We start from the raw sequence: 23,789 nt of genomic DNA on the forward strand, positions 1-23,789 counted from the left end.
GTTTTGATAACTCAAATCATAAAAAGTATTACATCTAAGGAAATGTTTAAGAAATATCCAAATCTTAAAGAAAAATTATGGGGAAGTGAGTTTTGGAGTAAAGGATATTTTATGAGCACAGTAGGTAAACATGGTGATGAGCAGAAATTACGTAATTATGTAAAAAATCAAGGTTCAGGCAAACCTTCTTATAAAGCATTTCAACAAAAACAGTTAAAACTTTTTGGATAGATACCTCGTAGCTCTGCTGCGAGGAGTATCATTTAAATCTGTTGGTTGCAGTATTTTATTTTTACCAACTTACTCTCCTGATTTAAATCCTTACTATTACCCACAAATTTTACCACTAACAATTGATAGCATCATTACGCTCTCTTGAAGGATTTCATATCCCCGCCATAAAGACATTGCTCCGGGCAACCCATCACTCTTTCTTGCCATAAAGCCTCCTAATTTACCAAGCAAAATAATAGCTTCTTTTATATTTGGAGGCTTGCCAGGAGTATTATTTGTTCTGTGCACGCGCATATAAAGCGTTTTCCATTCTTGGGTGGTAAGTATGCTATCGCAGCTCTCTTCAGGACAAGTTGAGGCTATTTTTGATAAATATAAAATTTTAAAAGCAATGAGGCTTTTTATGGCAATTAATTTTTGTAGCTTTGTTTCGGCAGATAAGCGAGAGGCTTCTATCTTGCATCCTGATTTCAGAACTCTAAAATATTCTTCTATTTTCCATCTTAGCTTATACCAAGTTATACGCTCAACAGCATCTTCAAAGCTACTCACGGGGATGTTGGTCAGTATAGTCCAATCGATTGCCTCTACTCCAACAGGGGCATTAATTTCTTTAGCGCTTACAACATAAACAGCTAATTTGTCACTGATTTTGTGATCAGTATTTTCAGGGCCATATAAAGATACAGACCTAATTGGTATGTGCCCATATGTGTATTTAATTTCAACATTTGCTTTTCTTGCTTTATGAAGTCCATTGCCTGGGATTTTCAGTCTAATCTCTTTCTTGGACTGTAGCTTACTTATTTTCGTTTGTATTTTTGTTTTACCATTTTCCGGGCAAATAAATTTCCTATCCTGTCTGTTGCGAATTACAAATTCTGCAGCTGATTCTTCAATTTTCCATAACAAATCAAAGATATCTGCTTCTCTATCTCCAACCGTAATAACTCTAGTATTTTCAGGAATATTGGCAATTGTTTCCTCAAACGCGTTAATCCATTTATAGCTTTCTTTATCTTTGATGTGAGTGATATACTTACGCCTTGCTTTTTCCTTCTGATCCTCTTCCCTTGCGATACGTGCCCAACATTGCTGAGAGGTAAGGCCTAAAGGCAGACCTCCTGGCGTCACTATAATAGTACTATGCATAATAAGACCCTGTTTGTGCTTTGTATAAGCTTTGGAGATACTGCCTAGCCCTTTTGTCTTAATATGAGTGTCATAATCCAGGTAAGTTGTATCCTGAATTGCAAACACTAAATTTTTGCCTTGGATTCTATTTTGTGTTTCCACATGATGCGAAGAATAGACTTCATCTATATCAAACTTATCATTGCTAAATAGTCTGTAAGCTCCCTTCGCATCTTTCCAGGATCTGCAACTTTGATTTATTGTGCCGGATGCTTTGCTATCAAGTAAGTTACTGGTTTTAATAAGCCGATTTATAAGTCTTTTATCTTTAAAGTCAACATGCCTGAGCTCATTCTCTAACCAACCAGTGCTTGATATATTTATCCCGTATGTTACTATATCTTGCATATCGCCTATCCTTCTTATTTAAAATGATCAGTGAATACTCTAGCAGCATTTTATAATTGTGGGTAATAGTAAGATTTAAATCCTATTGAGCATTACTGGTTTAAAATCAAGAACGAAATAAGAAAAACTGTTTCTAATTTTGAGCACTTTTTTGATGCGGTTTACTATGCTCTTAAAAAAGTCACTACCTTATCGCATTAAGCTATACGTTCAACTATCCAACGCTTGGGAATCACTTTAAACCCCACTTGATCAACAATTTTACGAGAAATTGTCAGTAATGCTCTTACAGTTAAAAAACACCAAATTTGTAATGCTCCAGCATAACCACTATCTGCAAAAAATTTGATAATACTAGGATATTTTGCTTTTGCCTTGATTATTACATTTTTAGTACCATCTCTGTCTTGTATACCTGCTGAATGTACTTCACATGATAATACTAAACCAAGTGTATCTGTAACTATATGGCGTTTCCTACCCTTAATCTTCTTGCCTGCATCATATCCTCTAGCTCCCCTTTTTGGGTAGTCTTAACAGACTGACTATCTATAATCCCTACAGTAGGAGTGGGTTTCTTACTTTCTTTCTCCCTTACTTTTTGGACTAATCTATCATGTATTTCTTGCCATCTACCATTCTTACGCCAACGTAAATAATAGTCATATACTGTTTGCCATGGGGGAAAATCTTTAGGTAATAATCCCCACTGACAACCACTCCTAATTACGTAACGAATGCCATTAATTATATCTCTTATATTATGTTTACGTGACCGTCCTATCTTGCAAGGACCAACAAATGGAGCTAAATGTATCCTTTCTTCTTCCACTATATCACTGGGATACATATTCCTACTTTATTATTTTTTGACAATATAAATTATTTCTTATATCTTTTCAAGACAGGCTCTAAGATATGTGTATAATTCACACATTTATTACTAAATTGCTAATTATTCTTAATAAATCTTTTTGTATTTTTTATAAATTCATTCAATATATTTTTTTCAATTTAAATTGAAAGGAGCAAGTGTAATGGATAATAATAAGGAAGTCATTAAATATATAGCCTCTAGTGTCTGGTCTTCTTGGAATCCTACAAACTGGTCACCAACCATGCAATTAGCTGCCGTAAGTTATATATTTTCTTGTTTAATTGATGATACTACCGCATATTCAATCAAGGATACAGACAGGATAGGTAATAGTCAAAATTTTAATTTTCATAGCACAAAATATCCTGCTTCTCGTTATGTAGAGCTTGCTAAGGAAATACCTATATGCTTAAAAAGGTTAAAAATATTTCACAAAATTGATTCTGAATATGTACCGGATAAATCACTAACTTCTCATAAATTCATCGATAACTTTTCTAATCTATTAGAGTATTTTAAGCTAAATTCTCTTAAAGATTCTACAGATTCTAATCCTAACTATCTTATAGCGTGGAGCTGGGCAAAAAACTTAGGAAATATTTTTGAGCATTTCGGTCAGAAGCTAAAGCGTGCTTGTAATAATATAGAAGAAGCTGAAAATTATTGGAAGAATTACGAACCGGAAGCATTTTCTGATTTTTCGGTATTTCGTGAGTCTGTAAATATAATGACACACTGCAATGATGCATTATTAGGTTGTAGGGATATTATATCAGATATATATCACGACACACTATAGTCATTATTACCTATTTAATTATCGTGCCATAATAAATTGAATATCTAATTCTAGTTTTTCCCAAATTTTATCGCAAGTAAGAATGGGATAATTTTTAAATATGGCAAGTGCAATACATGCTCTATCTCCAAGTGATAAACCATAAGCTTTGGTTTTATTAATAATACTTGCACTAATTAGAGCTTGATCATGACAAAAATCTATAATTTTTATATCTGATAATTTAATAATAGTCTCAGCATCTTCTTTCTTTAAGCCTTGCATTTCTATACAATATTTGTACACCTCAGCAATGTTCACGCTTGAAATAATTCCATCTTTCATGTGCTTTTTAATAAAAAGATAACCTTTTTCCTTAGCAAATAAAGCAATTAATGCCGATGCATCAAATATTATTTTTGACATTATTTTTTACTTCTTGCTTCTTCTATGAAATATTCTTGACGTTTATTAGCTATAAAATCATCTACTATGGAAATTTTTTTATTATGTTGGTTTTTCATAAAAATCTTATGGATTTCATCAATTACATTATCAGAGTTTATAATTTTTACTTCATTATTTTCAATTTTTATAGTTATTTTTTCACCAGGGTGCATATTAAACCTTACTCTGATTGGCGCAGGTATAAGCACTCTGCCATGTTGATCCATGCTAGTTAATACTCTTTCCACATTTTCCCTTTTATGATTATTATACATAATTAACATTTTTTATAATATGGCATTTTTTATTAAATGACAAGTTATATTTAAATCGTTTCAACGCACATAGCTATACCCATACCGCCACCGATACATAGTGTTACCAAGCCTTTTTTAGCTTTATTTATTCTTAATCCATGTATTAAAGTAACAAGAACACGTCCGCCGCTAGCACCGATCGGATGTCCGATTGCTATTGCTCCGCCATTCACATTAACCTTATTCATATCCCATTTCATTTCACGATTAACATAAATACTTTGAGCGGCAAAAGCCTCATTTACTTCAATAAGATCTAGATCGTTAATGCTCCAACCGGCTTTGCTTAGAGCTTTTTGAGAGGCAGGAACGGGAGCAGTCCCCATAATACTTGGATCAACACCGGCTTGAGCATAAGAAACAATACGAGCAAGAGGAGTTAGATTATGCTTTTTTAGAGCCTCTTCAGACACTACCATAAGGCACGCAGCACCATCATTAATTGATGAAGCATTACCGGCAGTAACAGTACCATTTTTATCGAATGCAGGGCGTAATTTACCTAAAATCTCAAGGGTAGTGTCAGGTCTAACTGTCTCATCATGATCAAATAAGCTAGTAGTTTTCTTGACAGTTACTTCAATAGGCAAAATCTCATCTTTAAATATTCCGGCTTTCTGGGCTTTTGCAGCTTTTTGATGTGAGCTTAAGGCAAATTCATCTTGTTGCTCTCTAGTAATATTAAATTGCTTTGAAATATTTTCAGCAGTAATACCCATAAATACTCCTGAGAATACATCAGTTAATCCATCATATTGCATTAGATCAACCATTTTAATATCACCGAATTTAGCTCCTGCTCTTATATAACTGCCATGCATACCAAGCGACATATTTTCCTGCCCGCCTGCTATCACGATATCGTTATCACCAGTCATAATTGAGGCTGCTGCAAGTGCTACAGTTTTAAGACCTGAACCGCAAACTTTATTGATCGTATATCCTGGTACTTCTTTAGGGATACCTGCATGAATTAGAGTTTGTCTTGCCGGATTTTGTCCGCTACCCCCCGTTATCACCTGTCCAAGTATTACCTCATTTATTAAAGCCGGATCAATTTTACTATTTTGCAGAATATCTTTTATTAAATGCGTTGCAATCATCGGTGCAGGAGTAGTACTAAGACTACCCATAAACGAACCGAAAGCCGTTCTTTTCGCATGAGTGATGTAAACCGGTTTTATCATGATATATACTCCTTAAAAATAATATTTGTTACATTCCTGTCATTCCGTGGCGGCATTGCCCGCATGGCTCAAGAATTGTCTTCGATGTCATCCCGTGGACAAGCTACGGGATGACCTTAATGTTAAAATAAATCCGCTAGTTTATTATTTATCAAATAACTAATATGTCCGCCTGGTACTTCTATAAGAGTAGAGTTTTTAAACAATTTTTGCAAAGATAAAATAGAAGATTCAGGCACTATTTGATCATTTTTTGCAGCTACGATATATACAGGGCAGTTAATTACGCCTGGGTCAATTACTGTGCCACCTACTTTCCATTTTAAATTCATAAACATATTTTCACCTAATATATTCTGCATAATCTGATTATAAGTGTCGCTCGGTATATCATGACCGGACATTAGCCAGTTTTCAATTCTGAAAGCTAGTTCTTGCTCTTTTTCGGAAGTTAAGGAAAAAAATTTATCCAGCTTAACCTGAAAATAATCAGGGAATAGCAGAAAAAATAAAATCTGAATATGAATTTTGGGAATTAACGGCAAATTTTCTATGTAAGCATCTAGCTTCAAATATTGATGCAACATTTTTACATAAAAGAAGTGAGAAAAATCCCAAGGGCAGGTTAGTAAAGTTAAAGTTTTTATAGATTTAGATGCGATTATATTTGCAGCTATTGCAAGATTGCCGCCGATACAATGCCCTATCAAATTAATATTATTCACATTTAAATTATTTATAACTTCAACTATTTTATGTACGTAATCATCTAATAAATAGTTTGATTCTTTAACCTCTAACCAATCTATTAAATAAACTTCACCCTGTTCTCTTAAATTCTCTATAAAGCTTTTATTGCGGCTTAAGAAAAATATTTCCGGTGAATTGAAAATGGAAGGGATGATTAGGAATGTCTTAATGTGTTTATTTGTCATCCCGCTACTCAATCGCGGGATCTCAGAATGCAGCCTGTGATGAAAGATACCGCGGTCAAGCCGCGGTATGACATTGGTTGAGCAATAATACACTAACCTATAATATTCAGTTTGCTTTATTATCTCCCCCGTTTCTAAATATCTATTACCTAAATTATGATTTTTTGTGTAACTATTATATAGGTCAAAATATTCCTGATATTTATAGTTATTCTGCATCCTAACTTTCTTATATTATATTAATCTTTCTTGACATTGAACCAAAAATATTATATAAACTTTCGCATCTTCAGAATGTAACAAAACAGTATATAGCCTCTAAATTTTTTAGAGAAAATATCTTTTTATAAAATCTCGAAGTGCTTAAGTTTTTTTTTTGTCCCTAGGGTCTTATAATGCTAAGTACCTCATCATCGCGACCGTTTAAAACCAAATTTAGAGCCGCTTTTTGGCCTATTCATAATTACGAACTCGGAAAGTTTATTCCGATGAGTGCCTTGATGTTTTGCATTTTATTCAATCAAAATATTTTACGCATATTAAAAGATAGCATTTTAATTTCTGAAATCAGTGCAGAGATAGCCGGTTTTGCTAAAGTTTATTGTGTTACACCTGCAGCTGCTTTATTTTTAATTATTTATGCTAAAATGATTAATCATCTCACTTTTGAGAAGATTTTTTATTATTTAACTGCATTTTTTATCGGTTTCTTTGTTTTATTTGCTTTTGTTATCTATCCTAATATTCATGTTTTTCATGTACATCCGGACCATCTAGCTGATTGGATGGAACGCTACCCGCATTTTAAATGGTATATATCATTAATAGGTAATTGGGGTTATATAGTATATTATAGTCTTGCCGAGCTTTGGCCTAATATTTTTTATGTATTATTATTTTGGCAATTCGCTAATGAGCTTACTACTACTGAAGAAGCTAAAAGATTCTATACGCTTTTCTCGTTATTCGGTAATTCATCTTTAATATTGGTTGGCTTCTTAATGATGAATTTATCATCTGAAGAAACTATTGTGAAGCACTTTATAAATATTTCTGACAGCAAAATCACTTTAGTACAAATATCAACTATTTTGGTTACAATCGTTGCAGTTATTTGTTGTCTACTAATTCGTTTTATTAGCAGAAATGTTTTTACCAATCCATTATTTTACGCCAAGGCAAAAAGTGGGCGGTCAACTTCCGAGCGTATGGGGATTATTAAAAGCTTTGAATATATTGCAAAATCTAAATATTTATGGCTACTTTTAATCTGTTCGGCAGCATTTGGTTTTGCTATTAATTTAGTTGAAGCCGTATGGAAAGCAAAAATTAAGGAGCTATACCCAACTGTTAATACTTATGCTGAATTCAACAGTCTATATATACTTTGGACCGGCGTTGCCATTATGGTTATGACTATTATCGGTAATAATGTTATGCGTATGCACAACTGGTTTGTTGCTGCCGTAATCTCACCTGTGATAATAATGGTTACCGGTGTTTTATTCTTTGTGCTTATTGTATTTGATCAAAAAATTCTCTCATTATTTGATGGAGCAATTCTAATGTCACCTCTTGCCCTTGCTGTATCTATTGGCGGGATTCAGAATATTTTAGCTAAGGGAACAAAGTATTCTATATGGGATACTTCAAGAGAAATGCTATATATCCCTCTTGATCAAGAGTTAAAAACGAAAGGTAAAGCTGCTGTTGACGTGATAAGTGCAAAAGTTGGTAAATCATCAAGTGGGCTTGTACAATCTATTATATTTACCATAGTCCCAACTGCAACTTTTACCTCTATCTCACCTGTTCTAATGGTGGTATTTACTTTTGTATGCCTTGCTTGGATTTATGCGGTTAGGAAGATATATTTTGAATATCAAAAAATAGCGTAGACTTGATGAACTTGAAAAATTGGCGTCGTCGTTCTATAAGCACTGTGGTGCTCACGTATTAAGTATACGCTCCGCTTTGGTTTTCTACAATTGTTTATCTAAATTGCAGTTAAAAGCTTACAAAATCAGATTGACTTATTTAAAGTTTTGCCTAGAATCATTTTGGAGCAGCTAAAGGCTGTTCTTGGGTGTCGAAACCCTAACGGCAAGAGGTTTAAATCAGCCTTTAAATGATTTTCCTCGATCATATCAGGGTCGGGGAGGTTGTAGCCATGTTCAGGGCTTAAAGTTAATACTTTAAGCCTAAAAGCTACTCAGCTGTTCTTGTCGACGGTTTTCGAACTCCCCGGTCACCAATTAGGATTTGCTTTTTTGGTGATCAAAATTAAATTAATTTAAAGGAGATTAAACCGCTATGAACAATATTGTAGAAAAAAGAATAGCCCTTATTGAGCCATATTTAGATTTTATTATTAAAAGTGAAGAATTATTGCGAGAAATCTATCCAAATGGCATAGATAGGGATTTAATGATAGAGTTTATTTTAGCTAAGAAGCCCTATAAATCTTATGCTTATTATACTCTAATTCGTAGTTTATTCAAATCGCCATGCAATAAAATTATACTTATAATTGACAAACAATTACTAAAATCTTTCCTGGGCTTATTTCGCTCTATTATCCTTGGTACTTTATCATATCTCAAGCTAATTAAAATTTTTATCTATGATGAGAATGATTTCGTTTTAGATATAAAAGCCTTAAAAAGTAATGAAAATTACTTCTGACCATATAAAATCAACTACCAAAACTTACGCTATGAGTGGAAGAGTGATAAATTATTGTAAGAATAATTAAACATGTCAAAGAGGAACAGATTGCAAGCAATACCAATTAATAGAACAGATTACTGTCAATTTTTAACAATTAGCCAAAAGAATTATAGTTTAACCTACTACGCTGAACATGCCAAGAAATGTAGCCATGATGTTATTAATAGATTTTTAGAAAATGAAAAATATACTCCTTCTTTGTTATGGGAACACATTAAGAATGATGTTATCTTTTCATCTAACGGATATACAATATTTGATGATACGGTGTTAAACAAAAGGAACACAAAGAAAATAGAGGTTGCTAGATCGCAGTATAGTGGAGCTACAGGTGGAGTTACTACCGGTATAGGAGTAGTGAGTCTTGTATATTATAACCCCGATATTGATAAGTTTTGGGTAATAGATTATCGCATTTTTTCACCTGATCATGATGGAGCGACGAAACTAGATCACCTACTAAAGATGTTCAATAATGCTGTTTATAGTAAAAAGATTCCTTTTCAAACTGTACTTTTTGACACATGGTATGCTACACACAAAATTATGCAACATGTTGACTCCTTGGGCAAATATTATTATGCCCCTATTAAAGCCAATAGAAATGTTAGTAAAACGTGTGATTACGAGCCTTATAAAGCTGTTAGCAAGTTGACGTTTTCAGATGAAGAAATTAAGAATGGAATGGAGATTCATATAAAAGGATTTGCCAAAAATAAGCATGTTAACGCGAGTTTCGAATTAATATAGCATAGGATTTAGCATATCAAGAGAGATGTAATAGAAGGTTTATTATCAGACATTTGATAATTTATCAGTGCTGCAACCATATGCACAAAGGCATTTGTAACTGATCTATGCCTTGAATGCTCAAACTTCCCCAATAGTTTAATTTTACTAAACACAGATTCTATTAATGCTCTTTTAAGCAATAATATTTTATCCAACATAGACATAAGTTTATTTTTCATATTTTTCTTTACCCTAGTTACCATAAAAATTCCTTGCTCTAAAAGTTGTTGAAATAATTGTTGTGAAATATAACCACGATCTCCGAATACTTTACCAAAAAGATTTTTGATCATCAGTTCCAGCTGTTTTCTATCATCCTTATTGCCAGGGCTAAAAGATGCTTTAACTATACCACCGGCTCTATTAATTATTAGATGTAGTTTAAGTCCATAGAACCAACCTTTTGTTGTCTTACTGCGTGCTGCTATGCCGGCGAACACTTTATTCATTGAAATACGGTATCTCTTACATACCTCTATACTACTTGAATCTACAAAAGAAAGGCCATCACACTGATCCAAAATAGAATTGAATATCAGTACTAATAGTGGTAAATGTGGACCTATTATTTTTATAAATTGACTATAGCTTACTAATTGAAAATCTCTTTGATGATAAATCCATATTTGCTTCAGATAATAATTCTTAAAACAATCATAAGATGACTGCCAGTAGCCTATTATAATTGTTATTACCTCACTTCTGTTAAGTCGACTTTTAGGACCAGATTTGTTGTTATGGTTAGTAATTGAATTTGTATGCTTGTCTAATTCTTGAAAAAAATCATCGACGTAACAAAATATTTCTGTAAAATCCATTATCATAGGTTATTGCTCTTAAAGTTTTTTCAATAACCTATAAACTTTTTTCTTATACTATAAATACCATATTTTAATTAGCAATTTGTATTTTGTACTCACTTTATAACAAAAACAGTATTATCAATATCCCCGTAACCCACTGTTTATCAGCTATACAGCGACTTTTTGAATACGAAACTCGCGTCATGTTAATTTGTTTAAATTTACTGTTTCTACCAACAGAGTTGATTATGTTGTTACCAATAACAAAACTCAAAAATCTTCTAAAGCTGCACAAGATGAGTTTGGCTTGCGATGGGTAATTGAGAGCATGCATAGAAAAATTAAGCAACTGACTGGTATAGAACGTTGCCAATACAGAAAACAGCGTATCCAACGTAATCACATTAGTTGTGCATTTCTAGTTTGGGCTTTTCTCAAAAGAACTGCAAATAAAATAGGTAAAACGGTCTACCAAATAAAGTTAGGGCTTTTAGATGACTATATGCAACAACAGCTTCGTTCTCCATCTTTACGATATTTAGAACCAAACATAGCGTAAGTTTTGCTACTTTAAAAAATTGATTAATGGGAAATGATTATTGTTGCTCGTGTGAATCGAAAACCGCCATATATGTCATTCTTAGCTAAAAGCGGGAATCCAGGAAAAAAGCATAAATACAGCAAATTTTTAAAATTAAAAGCTTAGGTTATTTCGCTTTATACTAGATTCCTGCTTTCGCAGGAATGACATCGGAATCACACAACAATGTCGCCACGGGATGACAAGATTGAGTTGATCCGCACGGGCAGTGCAAAAAGTAAGATGATGTTTATTTATAACTTATAAATCCCAGAGAATTCAGGGAGTTTACTGTTTCAAATAATGGTAGTCCCATAACATTTGAATAAGAGCCAGCAATAAATGAAATGAAAGCTTCGGCATAACCAGAGATTTTACATCCTCCAGCTTTATCAATTCCCTCATCTAGTGAGCAATAAAAATTTAGCTCTTCTTCACTTAATCTTTTAAACTTAACGACTGTTTGGACTATTTTCTGCCTAATTACCAATTGATCTTTATCTTTTTTGATAATACATAAACCGGTATAAACACGATGACGACGTCCGGATAATATATTCATACAATATCTTACTTCTTCAGGACTGCTTGCTTTGGGCAATATTCTTCTTCCAAGTGCCGTTACAGTATCTGCTGCTATGATAATAGCAGAATCTTCTATTTGAGAGGCAACTTTTGTAGCTTTTTCGTAAGCAAGCCTTGTAGCTAAGTGATTTGGTGATTCACGTAGATTAGGCGTTTCGTCTATATCTGCTGGAATAATTTGTGCAGGTGTAATTTTAATTCTTTTAAGAAGCTCAACCCTTGCAGGTGACTGTGATGCTAGTATTATAGGTAGGTTTTTTGATCGATATTGCATGCTTAAGATTGGTGACGAAGAATCACACGTCCCTTAGTTAAATCGTAAGGGGTCATTTCTACTGTAACTTTATCACCCAATAATATTCTAATACGATTTTTACGCATTCTACCAGCGGTGTGAGCAATAATTACATGACCATTTTCCAACTTCACTCTAAAAGTAGCGTTAGGTGCAAGCTCAATTACTGTACCTGTAAACTGAATGAGATCGTCTTTTGACATTAATTTATATTCATAATGGTCGGGGCGGAGAGATTTGAACTCCCGACCCTCTGGTCCCAAACCAGATGCGCTACCAGGCTGCGCTACGCCCCGAGAGTTAATTTCCTATATTATATACTCCATTATTTGCAACAAATCAATTTGTTTATTCAAAAATATGTAAATATTAGCTTATTTAATAATGAAAGCAGCAATTAATGATACTCCTCGCAGCAGAGCTACGAGGTATCTATCCAAAAAGTTTTAACTGTTTTTGTTGAAATGCTTTATAAGAAGGTTTGCCTGAACCTTGATTTTTTACATAATTAACGCGAGTTTCGTATTAAGATGCCTAAATTATAGTTAAGGAATTTGCCACAATCCTGATTTTTTAAGGCTTTTGGGAGATTGGATAAGTTTCATACTGTAATAATTGGAGTCAAAAAAGACAAATTGCTGAAAATTTATGCATTTTAAGCCCATTTTATAACAAAAACAGTATTATCAATATCCACCGTAACCCAGTATTTATCAGCTATACAGCGACTTTATGAATACGAAACTCGCGTATAATTACGTAATTTCCGCTCATCACCATGTTTACCTACTGTGCTCATAAAATATCCTTTACTCCAAAACTCACTTCCCCATAATTTTTCTTTAAGATTTGGATATTTCTTAAACATTTCCTTAGATGTAATACTTTTTATGATTTGAGTTATTTTTGTTGGGCTATACATTGGTATTGACTGTAGTAAAAAATGTACATGATCTTTATCTACTCCTATTTCCAAAAATCTAATTTCATAACGAGCCTCTATGTCCTCACAAATTTTACATAAATAATCGTCTAGTTCCTCTTTGAATATTACTCTTCTATACTTTGCCGGTGTTACTAAATGATATATTAGTACTGTGACATTATCACTTTTATGTATATAACTGCTTTCTTCCATGCATCTAGTATATCACGAAGCAGACCTTCGGGGAATTAAACCCTAAGAGATTAATTCTTTTAGTTTATTATCTATGCTCATACTATTTAATATTATATCGAGATTATTAATATAAATTATTGAAGTTTTTTAATAAAGTTAAAGTATAGTTTTTAATAGTAATTTATTCTTATAAATAGGAGAAAAGTTGCTTTTATGCTTAAGTACTATTATAGTCTTGTATGATTTAATTCAAAACTTACGCTATGAGTGGAAGAGTGATAAATTATTGTAAGAATAATTAAACATGTCAAAGAGGAACAGATTGCAAGCAATACCAATTAATAGAACAGATTACTGTCAATTTTTAACAATTAGCCAAAAGAATTATAGTTTAACCTACTACGCTGAACATGCCAAGAAATGTAGCCATGATGTTATTAATAGATTTTTAGAAAATGAAAAATATACTCCTTCTTTGTTATGGGAACACATTAAGAATGATGTTATCTTTTCATCTAACGGATATACAATATTTGATGATACGGTGTTAAACAAAAGGAACACAAAGAAAATAGAGGTTGCTAGATCGCAGTATAGTGGAGCTACAGGTGGAGTTACTACCGGTATAGGAGTAGTGAGTCTTGTATATTATAACCCCGATATTGATAAGTTTTGGGTAATAGATTATCGCATTTTTTCACCTGATCATGATGGAGCGACGAAACTAGATCACCTACTAAAGATGTTCAATAATGCTGTTTATAGTAAAAAGATTCCTTTTCAAACTGTACTTTTTGACACATGGTATGCTACACACAAAATTATGCAACATGTTGACTCCTTGGGCAAATATTATTATGCCCCTATTAAAGCCAATAGAAATGTTAGTAAAACGTGTGATTACGAGCCTTATAAAGCTGTTAGCAAGTTGACGTTTTCAGATGAAGAAATTAAGAATGGAATGGAGATTCATATAAAAGGATTTGCCAAAAATAAGCATGTTAATTTGTTTAACATTTACTGTTTCTACCAACAGAGTTGATTATGTTGTTACCAATAACAAAACTCAAAAATCTTCTAAAGCTGCACAAGATGAGTTTGGCTTGCGATGGGTAATTGAGAGCATGCATAGAAAAATTAAGCAACTGACTGGTATAGAACGTTGCCAATGCAGAAAACAGCGTATCCAACGTAATCACATTAGTTGTGCATTTCTAGTTTGGGCTTTTCTCAAAAGAACTGCAAATAAAATAGGTAAAACGGTCTACCAAATAAAGTTAGGGCTTTTAGATGACTATATGCAACAACAGCTTCGTTCTCCATCTTTACGATATTTAGAACCAAACATAGCGTAAGTTTTGGAGATTAAGATATTCAGATGGTTTGACAAAACTAAAACCTTCACTTGCCTTTATTTTTTGGAGCTTTAAGCTTTATCTATCTGGCTAAAACCTTGGGTAAGATCCCAACGGGTACTGCATATGCCGTATGGACAGGTATAGGTGCAACAGGTACAGTTATATTAGGTATACTTGTTTTCAATGAACCGGTATCTATATTACGCTTATTTTTTGTTACTACCTTAATAGTATCTATAATCGGACTTAAATTTTCTTAAAAATAATTATAACTTAATACCAGTATCTTTTATTCAACTAATTTACCTTGTACGTAAAAATCGTATGCGGTTTGATAGAAGCTAATAGCTTCTTCGGTAAGGCTAATAGAATTGGGGATTTCTTCTTTTTCTTCTCCTAATAATATATAGGTTTTCGGGTGTAGTTTAGGACTTAGGATTACTAGCTTTTCGTCTCTTAAAAATCCTAGTAACTGATAAGTGCTAATAAAAGCTCTATTTGCCGGATTATTTATTATATCTTGTCCCCATAATTTGCTTTTATACTCAAAGCCGAGTAAACCGAAAATCGTTGGGGCTATATCTATTTGACTTGCTAGATTATCTATTTTTTTTGGCTTTAATATTTGTGGTGCATAGATAATTAGCGGTATATGATACTTCTCTACAGGTAACTCCGTTTTACCGGCACTTGAAGCACAATGATCGGCAGTAATCACAAAGATAGTATCGTTAAACCATTCTTTAGTCTTAGCAGTTTCTAGGAACTTATTTATTGCATAATCGGTATATTTAACTGCTGCATTACGTCCACCACCTGATGGTAGATCGATCCTATTATCAGGAAAAGTATAAGGTCGGTGGTTTGAAGTAGTCATAATTAACGAGAAAAACGGCTTACCATCTTTATAATCTGTATCAGCTTGCTCTATTGCCTTGTTTAAGATATCCTCGTCTGCTACTCCCCATACATTTGCAAAGCTTATCTCGTGAGCTGTTAGATTACCTCGGTCTATTATATTATAGTGATTACCGCCAAAATAATTACGTAAATTATCAAAATAACTATAACCGCCAAAGATAAAGTTAGTGTTATATCCTTGATTCCTAAACACAGTGCCGATATTGAATAAGTTTTGGTTGTCAGGTCTACGCACTATTGACGAGCCTGGAGTTGGAGGAATAGTTAAAGTTATAGCCTCAAGCCCTCGCACTGTTCTTGTACCAGTAGCGTATATATTTGTAAAAAACATACCTTTATCTACTAATGCATCTAAATACGGAGTAATGTTATCGCTATTACCAAAGCTTTTCATGAACTTGGCACTTAAGCTTTCTACTGTAATAAAGACTACGTTATATTTTTGCTTATTCGGATTTTTAGAGCTAATAATACGCTCGATAGAGTCATCATTTATGAATTTGTCACTATTATTTTGTAAGCTATCACGTATTATGCTTAAAGCTTGCTTATTATCAATAGTAGGATAAAAGCTATTATAGTTTAGGCTGTTGTTAAGATAAGCTGAAAAAATCTCATAGGGACCATTTTTAGCAAGCTCTTCTGCATATTTATTAGAGTGGAAATTTAGCTTTTCAGGACTATAGAATTTAAAGGCTATAAAACTAATTGATGCTAGGATAACTGCCATAACCAAACAACATTTTCTATTGATATTATATGCTGCATCAATAATAGCTTTCCGTAAAATATAGGTAATAATAGCACTAACTATTAGAATTCCGCTAATGATCTCTATATAGGGCATAGATTCTTTAACTGTGCCAATAATTTCATGAGTATATACTAGATAATCAACGGCGATAAAATTAAAGCGAGTGCCGAACTCATCCCAAAAAGTAAGTTCAGCTGCTGTAATAAAGATTAATGAAGCAATAAAACCACAATAAAATAAATAACAAAGCGGTGTGTAGACTAGTCTAAATCTTGATAATGCTAAGTTGCCCAGCAATATTAAAACTAACATTACCGGCAGGAAATAAGCTATAGAAATAAGATCGTTAATTAAACCGAAAATGAACACTAATGGCAATTCTATAAGCGAAACCTGTTTATAGAACAATGCATATGTGCATAAAGCTATTCTAGCGATTGTTTGGAATATTAAGTAAGTTTTAGCGGCTAGTGATTTCATTGGTTTTATTTGAATTTATTTTTAACTATGGGTGCATAGTGATTGCTAGAATAGTAATATAATCTTTGTTAGGTCCATAGTGCCAAAATATTCTATAAGCGGCAGGAGTATTATTTTCAGCATAAGCTTCAAATATCTCTTCTCCTTTATCTCCTTTAATAGAATGATATTTGTGAGTGTTTAAACTGGGATGCCTAGGATTTGATTGCAAATATGCTAGTGACTTTCTTACAGTTTTTAAACGTTTTTCTAGTCCTTTGTTGTTTTCAAGTTCCTCTAAATCCTTATTTGCTTGAATGGTAAATAGGAGTTTAAAATTCATTTCTTATTCATCGTTTAAATATTTCCTAAAATCTTCTCTAGGTGCAATTTGTCCTTTAGCAGAATTTTTAATACCCTTTTTTAATTTTGTTAGAGCTACCTTATTATTAAATAGCCAACTTTCTTTTAAAGGAATTTCCGTATAAGGTTCTAAAATAATTTGTCCATCTTTATTATTGACAGTAACGTGAAAACTACTTATTCCATCAGCTATTTTACCTAGAGTTATTCTTCCTTTTGTATCTGGTTTTAATATACATGTTTGTGCCATGTTATTTATTCTTGAACCTCAAAATGATATCTGTTTAGGATAGCATATAGTGGGTAAGTAATCAAGTGGGATAAAAAATCACCTAGTATCACCTTTCCGGTAATAATATCTCTCTCTTACCTGTATGATTTGGTGGCGAGACTATCCCTTCTTTTTCCATTTTTTCAACTAAATTGGCAGCTTTGTTATAACCGATTCTAAGCGATCTTTGAATATAACTAATGGAAGATTTACGCTCATCTTTTACGATCTGCACAGCTTTTTTATAAAGTACTTCATCTGATGTGCCATCACCGATATCAATGCTGCTATCGTCTTCATCAGGTTGCTCTGTTACAGCAGATATATATTCTGGCGCGCCTGTTTCTTTTAGGTATTCCGTAATTTGTTCGATCTCAGATTCATTAACGAAAGGTCCATGCACCCTAGTAATTTTAGACGTATTACCCATAAATAGCATATCACCCATACCAAGTAACTGCTCTGAACCCTGTTCGCCTAAGATAGTTCGGCTATCGATTTTAGAGGTAACCTTAAAGCTGATACGGCTTGGGAAGTTAGCCTTAATCACGCCGGTAATAACGTCTACAGATGGTCTTTGGGTTGCCATGATAATATGAATGCCGGCAGCTCTTGCCATTTGTGCTAAACGTTGTATCAGCATCTCAATATCCTTACCAGCAACTAGCATTAAATCAGCCATCTCATCAACGATTACCACTATAAAGGGCAGTTTTTCCATATTCATTGCCACAGTTTCATAGATAGGTCTGCCGGTTTCAGGATCAAAGCCTGTTTGAATTGACTTCTCAATTATTCTTCCCTCTTTAACCGCTTCCTGAATCTTAGTATTATAGCCGGCAATATTCTTAACACCGATATTGCTCATCATCCTATAGCGGTTTTCCATTTCTTTAACTGCCCATTTTAGTGCCACCACTGCTTTAGCCGGTTCAGTTACCACGGGCGTTAATAAATGCGGTATTCCGTCATAAGCTGATAGCTCAAGCATTTTTGGGTCAATCATGATAAAGCGACATTCTTCAGGAGTATAGCGGTATAACAATGAAACGATCATAGCATTAATTCCTACCGATTTACCTGAACCAGTTGTTCCTGCAACAAGCAAGTGCGGCATTTTAGCAAGATCGGCGATAAGCGGTTTACCTGCCAAATCTTTACCTAGAACTAAGGGCAGCAAGGTTGATGTATCTTGATATTCTGGTGTTTCTATTAACTCTTTTAAACAAAAGAATTCTCGCTGTCTGTTAGGCAGCTCAATACCAAGCACATTCTTGCCTGGCACTACTGCTATCCTTGTTGATAGGGCTGAGAGCGAGCGAGCTATATCGTCGGATAACCCTACTACTCTTGAGGTTTTAGTGCCTGCTGCCGGCTCAAACTCATATAAAGTTACTACTGGACCTTGGCTTATATTGATTATTTGTCCTTTTACACCAAAGTCGTTTAGCACAGTTAGCAACTCTTCAGCTTTTTGCTTCAACTCTGATGACGAAGCACCTTTTATATGATGATTTTCAGGATTACGAAGTAATGAAATAGGTGGCAAAGCTGCCGCTTCATTTTGCGATATTTTAGGAGCAGCAGGTTTATTAAAGAATTTTATAGGATTTACAGGTGCTGGTTTAGCCATAATAGGCTTTGGTACTTCTGTAAATTTTACTTTTTCACTTACCGGTTTTGTATAAGAAGGGGTAATCTTTATGTTATTATTTGCTTTGCCAGAAAATAATTTTGGCAAAGTTAATTGTGAAAATAGATTATAGAAAAAAGTTTGTATTTTATATGCTAAGAATTCACCTAATTTAATGACAAAGCTACTTAAGGAAGTGAATTTAATTTCAAATAAAACAACAAATATAATAAATGTAAAAAATACTAATAATAAATGAAGTTGATTTGTAAATTGTTTAAGAAAATGGAAAATAATTATACCAGCTGCTCCACCACCATTAGATGGTATGAACTCCAGATCAAAATTAGATAGTAAAGCTGCGGTGCTGAAAAGAGCAAGTAGCATTACTGATATACGGATAAAAAATTTACGATATTTCTGTTGCCAGCAATTTTTTCCCCAAATAAAACAAGAAAGCGGTATTATAAAAGCTGCTACCCCAAAAAACTGATATAGGAAATCTGATAAATAAGAGCCAAAAACTCCTAATAAATTACTAGGATATCCAGTTGTTACTGAATTAAAAGACGGATCATCAAGCTTATATGATATAAGCATCGAAATAGTAGCAAGACCGATTATTCCTAGAATAACAGCCTGTACTTTATTATTTGAAAGAAATTTGTTTACGTAGTATAGCATTAAAAATTTTTTATAAAATATTTTATACAATATAATGTTTTAAAGCTATTAATACAAGAAAATATATAGCTAAATAACTTATCTGATAATTTTAGGAAAGCTTGAAATAATATAAAAAATATATTAAAATTTAAAATATATAATATAAACAAAAAGAATTCTATTGTGCCTGTAATTAGTCGTTTTCTTGGTATTGTAATTATGATGTATTACCGAGATCATAATCCACCTCATTTTCATGCTAAATACGGAGATTATGAAATAATCGTTTCAATAGAAGGTAAAGTGCTTGAAGGTAAGTTTCCTAAAAGAGCTTTACAATTAGTTATAGAGTGGCTTAATTTACATAAAAAAGAGTTATTAGATAATTGGCAAAAAACTCAAAACGGAGAGCCATTAAAATCTATCGCACCATTAGAGTAAAAAAATGTTACATGTAATATCTGTAAAATATATTGATGATTATTATTTACAATTGTCTTTTGATGATGGTACTAGAGGAAATATAAACTTATATAAGCATTTGGTTGGTTCAGTATTTGAACCTCTTAAGGACAAAAATTTATTTGCTAGAGTAACCCTTGACGAAGAATTGCAGACCATTGTTTGGTCTAACGGAGCAGATTTTGCTCCTGAATTCTTAAAAGCCCACCTAGATAATATAAGGTAAATAGAATTTACACCTTTTAAAAAACTATGTTATAATATAGTTCTATAGAGAACACATAGTATAACATGACCATAAAAATTCATTCTGAGAAAGATTTTGAAAAAATGCGGGCAGCTGGCAGGCTTGCCGCCGAAACACTTGATTTTATAGAGCCGCATGTAAAGCCAGGCGTTACTACAAATAGTTTAAACGATCTTTGTCATAATTTTATTATTTCAAATAATGCCATTCCTGCCCCTTTAAATTATAAAGGTTTCCCAAAATCTATTTGCACCTCAATAAATCACGTAGTTTGTCACGGCATTCCAAACGATAAGCCGTTGCGAAATGGTGATATTATAAATATTGATGTTACAGTAATTTTAGATGGTTGGTATGGTGATACTAGCCGTATGTATTATGTTGGCGATGTAGCAATAAAGCCGAAACGCCTTATTCAGGTAACTTATGACGCAATGATGAAAGGAATCGAGGCAGTCAAGCCAGGAGCAAGACTCGGTGACATAGGGCATGCTATTCAAAGCTATGCTGAGAAGCATAATTATTCGGTGGTAAGAGATTATACCGGTCATGGGATTGGTCGTGTTTTTCATGATGAACCATCAATATTAAATTATGGTCGCAGCGGAACAGGACTTGTTCTAGAAGAAGGTATGTTTTTTACTGTTGAGCCAATGGTGAATGCTGGCGGATATGATACTATATTAAGTAGCCTTGATGGCTGGACTGTTACTACACGTGATAAATCATTATCGGCACAGTTTGAGCATACTATAGGCGTTACTAAAGACGGCTTTGAAATATTTACATTATCCCCTAAAAAATTTAATTATCTTCCATATGTTAAACTATAAGCTAATGGAATTCTTTGACGACGAACCTGAAATAGTTCCCGAGATAGCTATAAAAGAAGAGGTAACGCCTCATTATATAGGTCATCGTAAAAGGGTAAAAGAACGCTTTGTGACTTCAGGAGCAGCAAATTTTTCCGATTATGAACTGCTAGAGCTAATGTTATTTTCTTCTATTCCTCGTAAAGATGTAAAACCTCTAGCAAAAAAATTACTGGAAAATTTTAGTAGCATTACTGATTTAATCAATATTGATAAAGAAAGATTGCTTAGTATTAGCGGTACTAATGAGAATTTATATATTAATTTTGTGATAGTACGTGAATTAATAAATAGAGCATTAAAACAAAAAATAATAAATAAAAATATTATTGCCTCATGGGGCTCTTTGATTGATTATTTAAAAGTTAATATGGGTAATATGCGGCTTGAACAATTTCGTGTATTATTTTTGAACAAAAAAATATTTTGATTGCTGATGAAGTTTTAAGCCAAGGAACTATAGATCAAGCGGCTGTGTATCCACGAGAAATAGTTAAAAGAGCGTTGTTTAATCTCTTAGGGTTTAATTCTCCCCGAAGCTCTGCTTCGTGATATACTAGATGCATGGAAGAAAGCAGTTATATACATAAAAGTCATAATGTCACAGTACTAATATATCATTTAGTAACACCGGCAAAGTATAGAAGAGTAATATTCAATGAGGAACTAGACGATTATTTATGTAAAATTTGTGAGGACATAGAAGCTCGTTATGAAATTAGATTTTTGGAAATAGGAGTAGATAAAGAACATGTACATTTTTTACTACAGTCAATACTAATGTATAGCCCAACAAAAATAACTCAAATCATAAAAAGTATTACATCTAAGGAAATGTTTAAGAAATATCCAAATCTTAAAGAAAAATTATGGGGAAGTGAGTTTTGGAGTAAAGGATATTTTATGAGCACAGTAGGTAAACATGGTGATGAGCGGAAATTACGTAATTATGTAAAAAATCAAGGTTCAGGCAAACCTTCTTATAAAGCATTTCAACAAAAACAGTTAAAACTTTTTGGATAGATACCTCGTAGCTCTGCTGCGAGGAGTATCATTGAAGCGAGTAATATTATACTTGTTCACAATCATCCAAGTGGAAGTCCTGATCCCTCAAAAGCTGATATTGATATGACAAATATAATAGTAGATATGTGTAAAACAATAAATATTGTAGTGCATGATCATGTAATTATCAGTAATAATAAATATTATAGCTTTAAATCTAACATGTTACTATGAATATAAATAGCTATATTGTATTATTTATTTTTTCTTTTATAGCAACCACTATATTAACATATATATTAACCAAATATTTTAAGACAATTGGTTTAGTTGATATACCTAGTCAGCGTCGCTCTCATAATAAGATTACCCCACGTGGTGGTGGTCTTGCTATTGTAATTGTTGTAATAACTGCTTTAAGTGCTTTTGAATATATAACAAGTGGTTTGCTTATTAACTCAGCAAAAATATTACCGCCATTATTTGTAATTGCGACAGTCTCTTTTCTAGACGACTTAAAACCCGTGCCGGTACTAATCCGTTTGATAACTCATTTAATTTGTTCTGCTTTTGCTATTTCTCTTTTTATTCCTTTGGATTTTGCTGTTATTCCTATTCCAATATATCTTATTTTTATTATACTAATTATAGCTTTAAGTGGTTTCGTTAATATATATAATTTTATGGATGGTATAGACGGCATGAGTTGTATAGAATCTATTCATCTATCAAGCACTATGCTTATATTATGTTTATTACAATTCCAGGTACTCGCTAATCCATATTTTATATTCAGCATAAATACCATTATACTTAGTTGTTCTATTGGATTTTTAATATTTAATTGGCAGCCGGCAAAAATATTCTTAGGAGATGTTGGTAGCATAAGCCTTGGTTTTTTGTTAGGTCTTTGTTTATTACTGCTTGCTACTACGAATATTAACTTATTTATTGCTTGTGTTATAGCTAGTTTATACTATGTTACTGATGCAGTACTTACTATATTAATTAGGTTAGTAAATAGAGAAAAAATTTGGCAACCCCACTTAAAACACTTTTTTCAAAAAGCTGTAAAAAAAGGTAAAACTCATAAACGAGTAGTATCAATTATAGCGATTTGTAATGTATTCCTGATGTCATTATCTGTATTGTCGTTATATTTCCCTATAATATCTGTGATGCTTGCTTTAGGAGTAATTACTTTAACTGTCCAAAGTTTATTAAGATGAAGCTAATTAAAGATGATGTTCATAAAATAGTTAGGCATATATTTGCAAGGCAGCATCCTTTGCTTCCTGAAATAATGATTAATTGGAGTAAAATAGTCGGATTTAAATTTAGTGATAAGGCTTTACCTTTAAAAATAATTACCGATACTAACAAAAAGCAAAAGACTAATACGTTGTTCGTACAAGCAGAAGATCATGCAACAGCTTTAGAAATATCCTTTTACCAAGAGATTATATTAGAACGCATCGCAGTTTATTTAGGCTTTAAGGCAATACACCAGATGCGAGTGACTGTCTATAAGCAAAAATAGTGGCATCACGGCATGC

Annotated in this window: 27 protein-coding genes, 1 tRNA gene and 5 pseudogenes; 17 read left to right on the forward strand and 16 right to left on the reverse strand. The window is 32.9% G+C overall.

The window, feature by feature from the left end:
• The first annotated feature begins 3 nt into the window (after nt 1-3).
• On the forward strand, nt 4-231 hold the full coding sequence (locus ACOAL3_RS09780; RefSeq protein ID WP_419234954.1) for a transposase: 228 nt from the start codon (nt 4-6) through the stop codon (nt 229-231).
• Between the two features lie 96 nt (nt 232-327).
• On the opposite strand, the gene ACOAL3_RS09785 is transcribed toward ACOAL3_RS09780, so the two are convergent.
• From ACOAL3_RS09785 to ACOAL3_RS09795, 3 genes are all read right to left on the reverse strand, one after another.
• Nucleotides 328-1,776 (reverse strand): IS4 family transposase, encoded by a 1,449-nt coding sequence (locus ACOAL3_RS09785; protein ID WP_419234585.1) that lies wholly within the window; start codon nt 1,774-1,776, stop codon nt 328-330.
• A 197-nt stretch (nt 1,777-1,973) separates the two neighbouring features.
• Nucleotides 1,974-2,264 (reverse strand): transposase, encoded by a 291-nt coding sequence (locus ACOAL3_RS09790; protein WP_419235646.1) that lies wholly within the window; start codon nt 2,262-2,264, stop codon nt 1,974-1,976.
• Nucleotides 2,240-2,626: a transposase gene (locus ACOAL3_RS09795; RefSeq protein WP_419234955.1), complete on the reverse strand. Its 387-nt coding sequence runs from the start codon at nt 2,624-2,626 to the stop codon at nt 2,240-2,242. The genes ACOAL3_RS09790 and ACOAL3_RS09795 overlap by 25 nt, the downstream gene beginning before the upstream one ends.
• Before the next feature lie 187 nt (nt 2,627-2,813).
• Here ACOAL3_RS09795 and ACOAL3_RS09800 point away from each other — a divergent pair, with 187 nt between their 5' ends.
• Nucleotides 2,814-3,452 (forward strand): hypothetical protein, encoded by a 639-nt coding sequence (locus ACOAL3_RS09800; RefSeq protein ID WP_419234956.1) that lies wholly within the window; start codon nt 2,814-2,816, stop codon nt 3,450-3,452.
• 18 nt (nt 3,453-3,470) lie between these two features.
• Here the strand turns inward: ACOAL3_RS09800 and ACOAL3_RS09805 are convergent, their stop codons facing one another.
• The 4 genes from ACOAL3_RS09805 to ACOAL3_RS09820 all read right to left on the reverse strand — a co-directional run bounded on the left by ACOAL3_RS09805 (nt 3,471) and on the right by ACOAL3_RS09820 (nt 6,536).
• A complete protein-coding gene (locus ACOAL3_RS09805; RefSeq protein ID WP_419234957.1) occupies nt 3,471-3,857 on the reverse strand; it encodes a type II toxin-antitoxin system VapC family toxin in 387 nt (128 codons plus the stop codon).
• Nucleotides 3,857-4,162 carry an AbrB/MazE/SpoVT family DNA-binding domain-containing protein gene (locus ACOAL3_RS09810; RefSeq protein WP_419234958.1) on the reverse strand — a complete coding sequence of 102 codons (306 nt, stop codon included), beginning with the start codon at nt 4,160-4,162 and terminating at the stop codon, nt 3,857-3,859. The genes ACOAL3_RS09805 and ACOAL3_RS09810 overlap by 1 nt, the downstream gene beginning before the upstream one ends.
• A gap of 41 nt (nt 4,163-4,203) precedes the next feature.
• Nucleotides 4,204-5,382 (reverse strand): acetyl-CoA C-acetyltransferase, encoded by a 1,179-nt coding sequence (locus ACOAL3_RS09815; RefSeq protein WP_395477064.1) that lies wholly within the window; start codon nt 5,380-5,382, stop codon nt 4,204-4,206.
• Between the two features lie 122 nt (nt 5,383-5,504).
• The gene (locus tag ACOAL3_RS09820) at nt 5,505-6,536 is read right to left on the reverse strand and encodes an alpha/beta fold hydrolase (RefSeq protein ID WP_419234959.1); all 1,032 of its coding nucleotides are present in this window, start codon (nt 6,534-6,536) and stop codon (nt 5,505-5,507) included.
• A 176-nt stretch (nt 6,537-6,712) separates the two neighbouring features.
• Between ACOAL3_RS09820 and tlc5 the strand changes: the two genes are divergently transcribed.
• The 3 genes and pseudogenes from tlc5 to ACOAL3_RS09835 all read left to right on the forward strand — a co-directional run.
• Nucleotides 6,713-8,215 carry a GTP/GDP exchange transporter Tlc5 gene (gene tlc5 / locus ACOAL3_RS09825; RefSeq protein ID WP_419234960.1) on the forward strand — a complete coding sequence of 501 codons (1,503 nt, stop codon included), beginning with the start codon at nt 6,713-6,715 and terminating at the stop codon, nt 8,213-8,215.
• Nucleotides 8,216-8,630: 415 nt separating this feature from the next.
• Nucleotides 8,631-9,002, forward strand: coding sequence for a hypothetical protein (locus tag ACOAL3_RS09830; RefSeq protein ID WP_419234961.1), 372 nt, complete (start codon nt 8,631-8,633; stop codon nt 9,000-9,002).
• A 90-nt stretch (nt 9,003-9,092) separates the two neighbouring features.
• Nucleotides 9,093-9,776 (forward strand): annotated as a pseudogene (locus ACOAL3_RS09835) (transposase family protein); the annotation flags it as partial.
• Nucleotides 9,777-9,805: 29 nt separating this feature from the next.
• Here the strand turns inward: ACOAL3_RS09835 and ACOAL3_RS09840 are convergent.
• Nucleotides 9,806-10,663 (reverse strand): IS982 family transposase, encoded by an 858-nt coding sequence (locus ACOAL3_RS09840; RefSeq protein WP_419234519.1) that lies wholly within the window; start codon nt 10,661-10,663, stop codon nt 9,806-9,808.
• 178 nt (nt 10,664-10,841) lie between these two features.
• Between ACOAL3_RS09840 and ACOAL3_RS10980 the strand changes: the two are divergent.
• Nucleotides 10,842-11,201 (forward strand): annotated as a pseudogene (locus ACOAL3_RS10980) (transposase); the annotation flags it as partial.
• Nucleotides 11,202-11,472: 271 nt separating this feature from the next.
• Here ACOAL3_RS10980 and ACOAL3_RS09850 read toward each other — a convergent pair.
• From ACOAL3_RS09850 to tnpA (ACOAL3_RS09865), 4 genes are all read right to left on the reverse strand, one after another.
• A complete protein-coding gene (locus ACOAL3_RS09850) occupies nt 11,473-12,081 on the reverse strand; it encodes a Maf family protein (protein WP_395477068.1) in 609 nt (202 codons plus the stop codon).
• 2 nt (nt 12,082-12,083) lie between these two features.
• Complete coding sequence (gene infA / locus ACOAL3_RS09855; RefSeq protein ID WP_011476840.1) at nt 12,084-12,305, reverse strand: translation initiation factor IF-1; 222 nt, start codon at nt 12,303-12,305, stop codon at nt 12,084-12,086.
• A gap of 16 nt (nt 12,306-12,321) precedes the next feature.
• Nucleotides 12,322-12,398 (reverse strand) — tRNA-Pro (locus ACOAL3_RS09860).
• 434 nt (nt 12,399-12,832) lie between these two features.
• On the reverse strand, nt 12,833-13,240 hold the full coding sequence (gene tnpA, locus ACOAL3_RS09865) for an IS200/IS605 family transposase (RefSeq protein ID WP_419234963.1): 408 nt from the start codon (nt 13,238-13,240) through the stop codon (nt 12,833-12,835).
• A 304-nt stretch (nt 13,241-13,544) separates the two neighbouring features.
• Here tnpA (ACOAL3_RS09865) and ACOAL3_RS09870 point away from each other — a divergent pair.
• Nucleotides 13,545-14,577, forward strand: a pseudogene (locus ACOAL3_RS09870) (IS701 family transposase).
• A 98-nt stretch (nt 14,578-14,675) separates the two neighbouring features.
• Entirely contained in the window at nt 14,676-14,840 is a 165-nt protein-coding gene (locus ACOAL3_RS09880) for a DMT family transporter (protein WP_419235647.1), read from the forward strand.
• Nucleotides 14,841-14,869: 29 nt separating this feature from the next.
• Here ACOAL3_RS09880 and ACOAL3_RS09885 read toward each other — a convergent pair whose 3' ends face one another.
• The 4 genes from ACOAL3_RS09885 to ACOAL3_RS09900 form a co-directional block, all read right to left on the reverse strand.
• Nucleotides 14,870-16,567 (reverse strand): LTA synthase family protein, encoded by a 1,698-nt coding sequence (locus ACOAL3_RS09885; protein WP_419234964.1) that lies wholly within the window; start codon nt 16,565-16,567, stop codon nt 14,870-14,872.
• 193 nt (nt 16,568-16,760) lie between these two features.
• The gene (locus tag ACOAL3_RS09890) at nt 16,761-17,057 is read right to left on the reverse strand and encodes a hypothetical protein (RefSeq protein WP_419235676.1); all 297 of its coding nucleotides are present in this window, start codon (nt 17,055-17,057) and stop codon (nt 16,761-16,763) included.
• A 3-nt stretch (nt 17,058-17,060) separates the two neighbouring features.
• A complete protein-coding gene (locus tag ACOAL3_RS09895; RefSeq protein WP_419234965.1) occupies nt 17,061-17,327 on the reverse strand; it encodes a hypothetical protein in 267 nt (88 codons plus the stop codon).
• Between the two features lie 88 nt (nt 17,328-17,415).
• On the reverse strand, nt 17,416-19,665 hold the full coding sequence (locus ACOAL3_RS09900) for a DNA translocase FtsK (RefSeq protein ID WP_419235648.1): 2,250 nt from the start codon (nt 19,663-19,665) through the stop codon (nt 17,416-17,418).
• A 165-nt stretch (nt 19,666-19,830) separates the two neighbouring features.
• Between ACOAL3_RS09900 and ACOAL3_RS09905 the strand changes: the two genes are divergently transcribed.
• The 9 genes and pseudogenes from ACOAL3_RS09905 (at nt 19,831) to ACOAL3_RS09945 (ending at nt 23,773) form a co-directional block, all read left to right on the forward strand.
• On the forward strand, nt 19,831-20,088 hold the full coding sequence (locus ACOAL3_RS09905) for a DUF4160 domain-containing protein (RefSeq protein WP_395477081.1): 258 nt from the start codon (nt 19,831-19,833) through the stop codon (nt 20,086-20,088).
• 4 nt (nt 20,089-20,092) lie between these two features.
• Nucleotides 20,093-20,335, forward strand: a complete 243-nt coding sequence (locus ACOAL3_RS09910; RefSeq protein WP_395477082.1) for a DUF2442 domain-containing protein — start codon at nt 20,093-20,095, stop codon at nt 20,333-20,335.
• 65 nt (nt 20,336-20,400) lie between these two features.
• Entirely contained in the window at nt 20,401-21,189 is a 789-nt protein-coding gene (gene map, locus ACOAL3_RS09915) for a type I methionyl aminopeptidase (protein WP_395477083.1), read from the forward strand.
• Nucleotides 21,176-21,520: pseudogene (locus ACOAL3_RS09920) on the forward strand (UPF0758 domain-containing protein); the annotation flags it as partial. The gene map and the pseudogene ACOAL3_RS09920, both read left to right, overlap by 14 nt.
• Nucleotides 21,515-21,741 (forward strand): annotated as a pseudogene (locus ACOAL3_RS09925) (JAB domain-containing protein); the annotation flags it as partial. The pseudogenes ACOAL3_RS09920 and ACOAL3_RS09925, both read left to right, overlap by 6 nt.
• A gap of 51 nt (nt 21,742-21,792) precedes the next feature.
• A complete protein-coding gene (gene tnpA, locus ACOAL3_RS09930) occupies nt 21,793-22,251 on the forward strand; it encodes an IS200/IS605 family transposase (RefSeq protein WP_419234966.1) in 459 nt (152 codons plus the stop codon).
• A gap of 48 nt (nt 22,252-22,299) precedes the next feature.
• Nucleotides 22,300-22,467, forward strand: a complete 168-nt coding sequence (locus ACOAL3_RS09935; RefSeq protein ID WP_419235649.1) for a JAB domain-containing protein — start codon at nt 22,300-22,302, stop codon at nt 22,465-22,467.
• A complete protein-coding gene (locus tag ACOAL3_RS09940; protein WP_395477085.1) occupies nt 22,464-23,462 on the forward strand; it encodes an MraY family glycosyltransferase in 999 nt (332 codons plus the stop codon). Before ACOAL3_RS09935 ends, ACOAL3_RS09940 begins: the two co-directional genes overlap by 4 nt.
• Nucleotides 23,459-23,773, forward strand: a complete 315-nt coding sequence (locus tag ACOAL3_RS09945) for a DciA family protein (RefSeq protein ID WP_395477086.1) — start codon at nt 23,459-23,461, stop codon at nt 23,771-23,773. Before ACOAL3_RS09940 ends, ACOAL3_RS09945 begins: the two co-directional genes overlap by 4 nt.
• Nucleotides 23,774-23,789 lie beyond the last annotated feature (16 nt).

Origin of the sequence: Rickettsia endosymbiont of Nabis limbatus (genome assembly GCF_965196655.1) — a bacterium.
In the GTDB taxonomy this organism is placed as follows: Bacteria; Pseudomonadota; Alphaproteobacteria; order Rickettsiales; family Rickettsiaceae; genus Rickettsia.

Bases quoted from the DNA above. Each gene is read 5' to 3' on its own strand.
- ACOAL3_RS09820 (WP_419234959.1), bottom strand. From the start codon at position 6,536: ATGCAGAATAACTATAAATATCAGGAATATTTTGACCTATATAATAGT.
- ACOAL3_RS09805 (WP_419234957.1), bottom strand. From the start codon at position 3,857: ATGTCAAAAATAATATTTGATGCATCGGCATTAATTGCTTTATTTGCT.
- ACOAL3_RS09830 (WP_419234961.1), top strand. From the start codon at position 8,631: ATGAACAATATTGTAGAAAAAAGAATAGCCCTTATTGAGCCATATTTA.
- ACOAL3_RS09795 (WP_419234955.1), bottom strand. From the start codon at position 2,626: ATGTATCCCAGTGATATAGTGGAAGAAGAAAGGATACATTTAGCTCCA.
- tlc5 (WP_419234960.1), top strand. From the start codon at position 6,713: ATGCTAAGTACCTCATCATCGCGACCGTTTAAAACCAAATTTAGAGCC.
- ACOAL3_RS09940 (WP_395477085.1), top strand. From the start codon at position 22,464: ATGAATATAAATAGCTATATTGTATTATTTATTTTTTCTTTTATAGCA.
- infA (WP_011476840.1), bottom strand. From the start codon at position 12,305: ATGTCAAAAGACGATCTCATTCAGTTTACAGGTACAGTAATTGAGCTT.
- tnpA (WP_419234966.1), top strand. From the start codon at position 21,793: ATGGAAGAAAGCAGTTATATACATAAAAGTCATAATGTCACAGTACTA.
- map (WP_395477083.1), top strand. From the start codon at position 20,401: ATGACCATAAAAATTCATTCTGAGAAAGATTTTGAAAAAATGCGGGCA.
- tnpA (WP_419234963.1), bottom strand. From the start codon at position 13,240: ATGGAAGAAAGCAGTTATATACATAAAAGTGATAATGTCACAGTACTA.
- ACOAL3_RS09815 (WP_395477064.1), bottom strand. From the start codon at position 5,382: ATGATAAAACCGGTTTACATCACTCATGCGAAAAGAACGGCTTTCGGT.
- ACOAL3_RS09785 (WP_419234585.1), bottom strand. From the start codon at position 1,776: ATGCAAGATATAGTAACATACGGGATAAATATATCAAGCACTGGTTGG.
- ACOAL3_RS09890 (WP_419235676.1), bottom strand. From the start codon at position 17,057: ATGAATTTTAAACTCCTATTTACCATTCAAGCAAATAAGGATTTAGAG.
- ACOAL3_RS09850 (WP_395477068.1), bottom strand. From the start codon at position 12,081: ATGCAATATCGATCAAAAAACCTACCTATAATACTAGCATCACAGTCA.
- ACOAL3_RS09895 (WP_419234965.1), bottom strand. From the start codon at position 17,327: ATGGCACAAACATGTATATTAAAACCAGATACAAAAGGAAGAATAACT.
- ACOAL3_RS09910 (WP_395477082.1), top strand. From the start codon at position 20,093: ATGTTACATGTAATATCTGTAAAATATATTGATGATTATTATTTACAA.
- ACOAL3_RS09900 (WP_419235648.1), bottom strand. From the start codon at position 19,665: ATGCTATACTACGTAAACAAATTTCTTTCAAATAATAAAGTACAGGCT.
- ACOAL3_RS09945 (WP_395477086.1), top strand. From the start codon at position 23,459: ATGAAGCTAATTAAAGATGATGTTCATAAAATAGTTAGGCATATATTT.
- ACOAL3_RS09840 (WP_419234519.1), bottom strand. From the start codon at position 10,663: ATGATAATGGATTTTACAGAAATATTTTGTTACGTCGATGATTTTTTT.
- ACOAL3_RS09885 (WP_419234964.1), bottom strand. From the start codon at position 16,567: ATGTTAGTTTTAATATTGCTGGGCAACTTAGCATTATCAAGATTTAGA.
- ACOAL3_RS09810 (WP_419234958.1), bottom strand. From the start codon at position 4,162: ATGTTAATTATGTATAATAATCATAAAAGGGAAAATGTGGAAAGAGTA.
- ACOAL3_RS09800 (WP_419234956.1), top strand. From the start codon at position 2,814: ATGGATAATAATAAGGAAGTCATTAAATATATAGCCTCTAGTGTCTGG.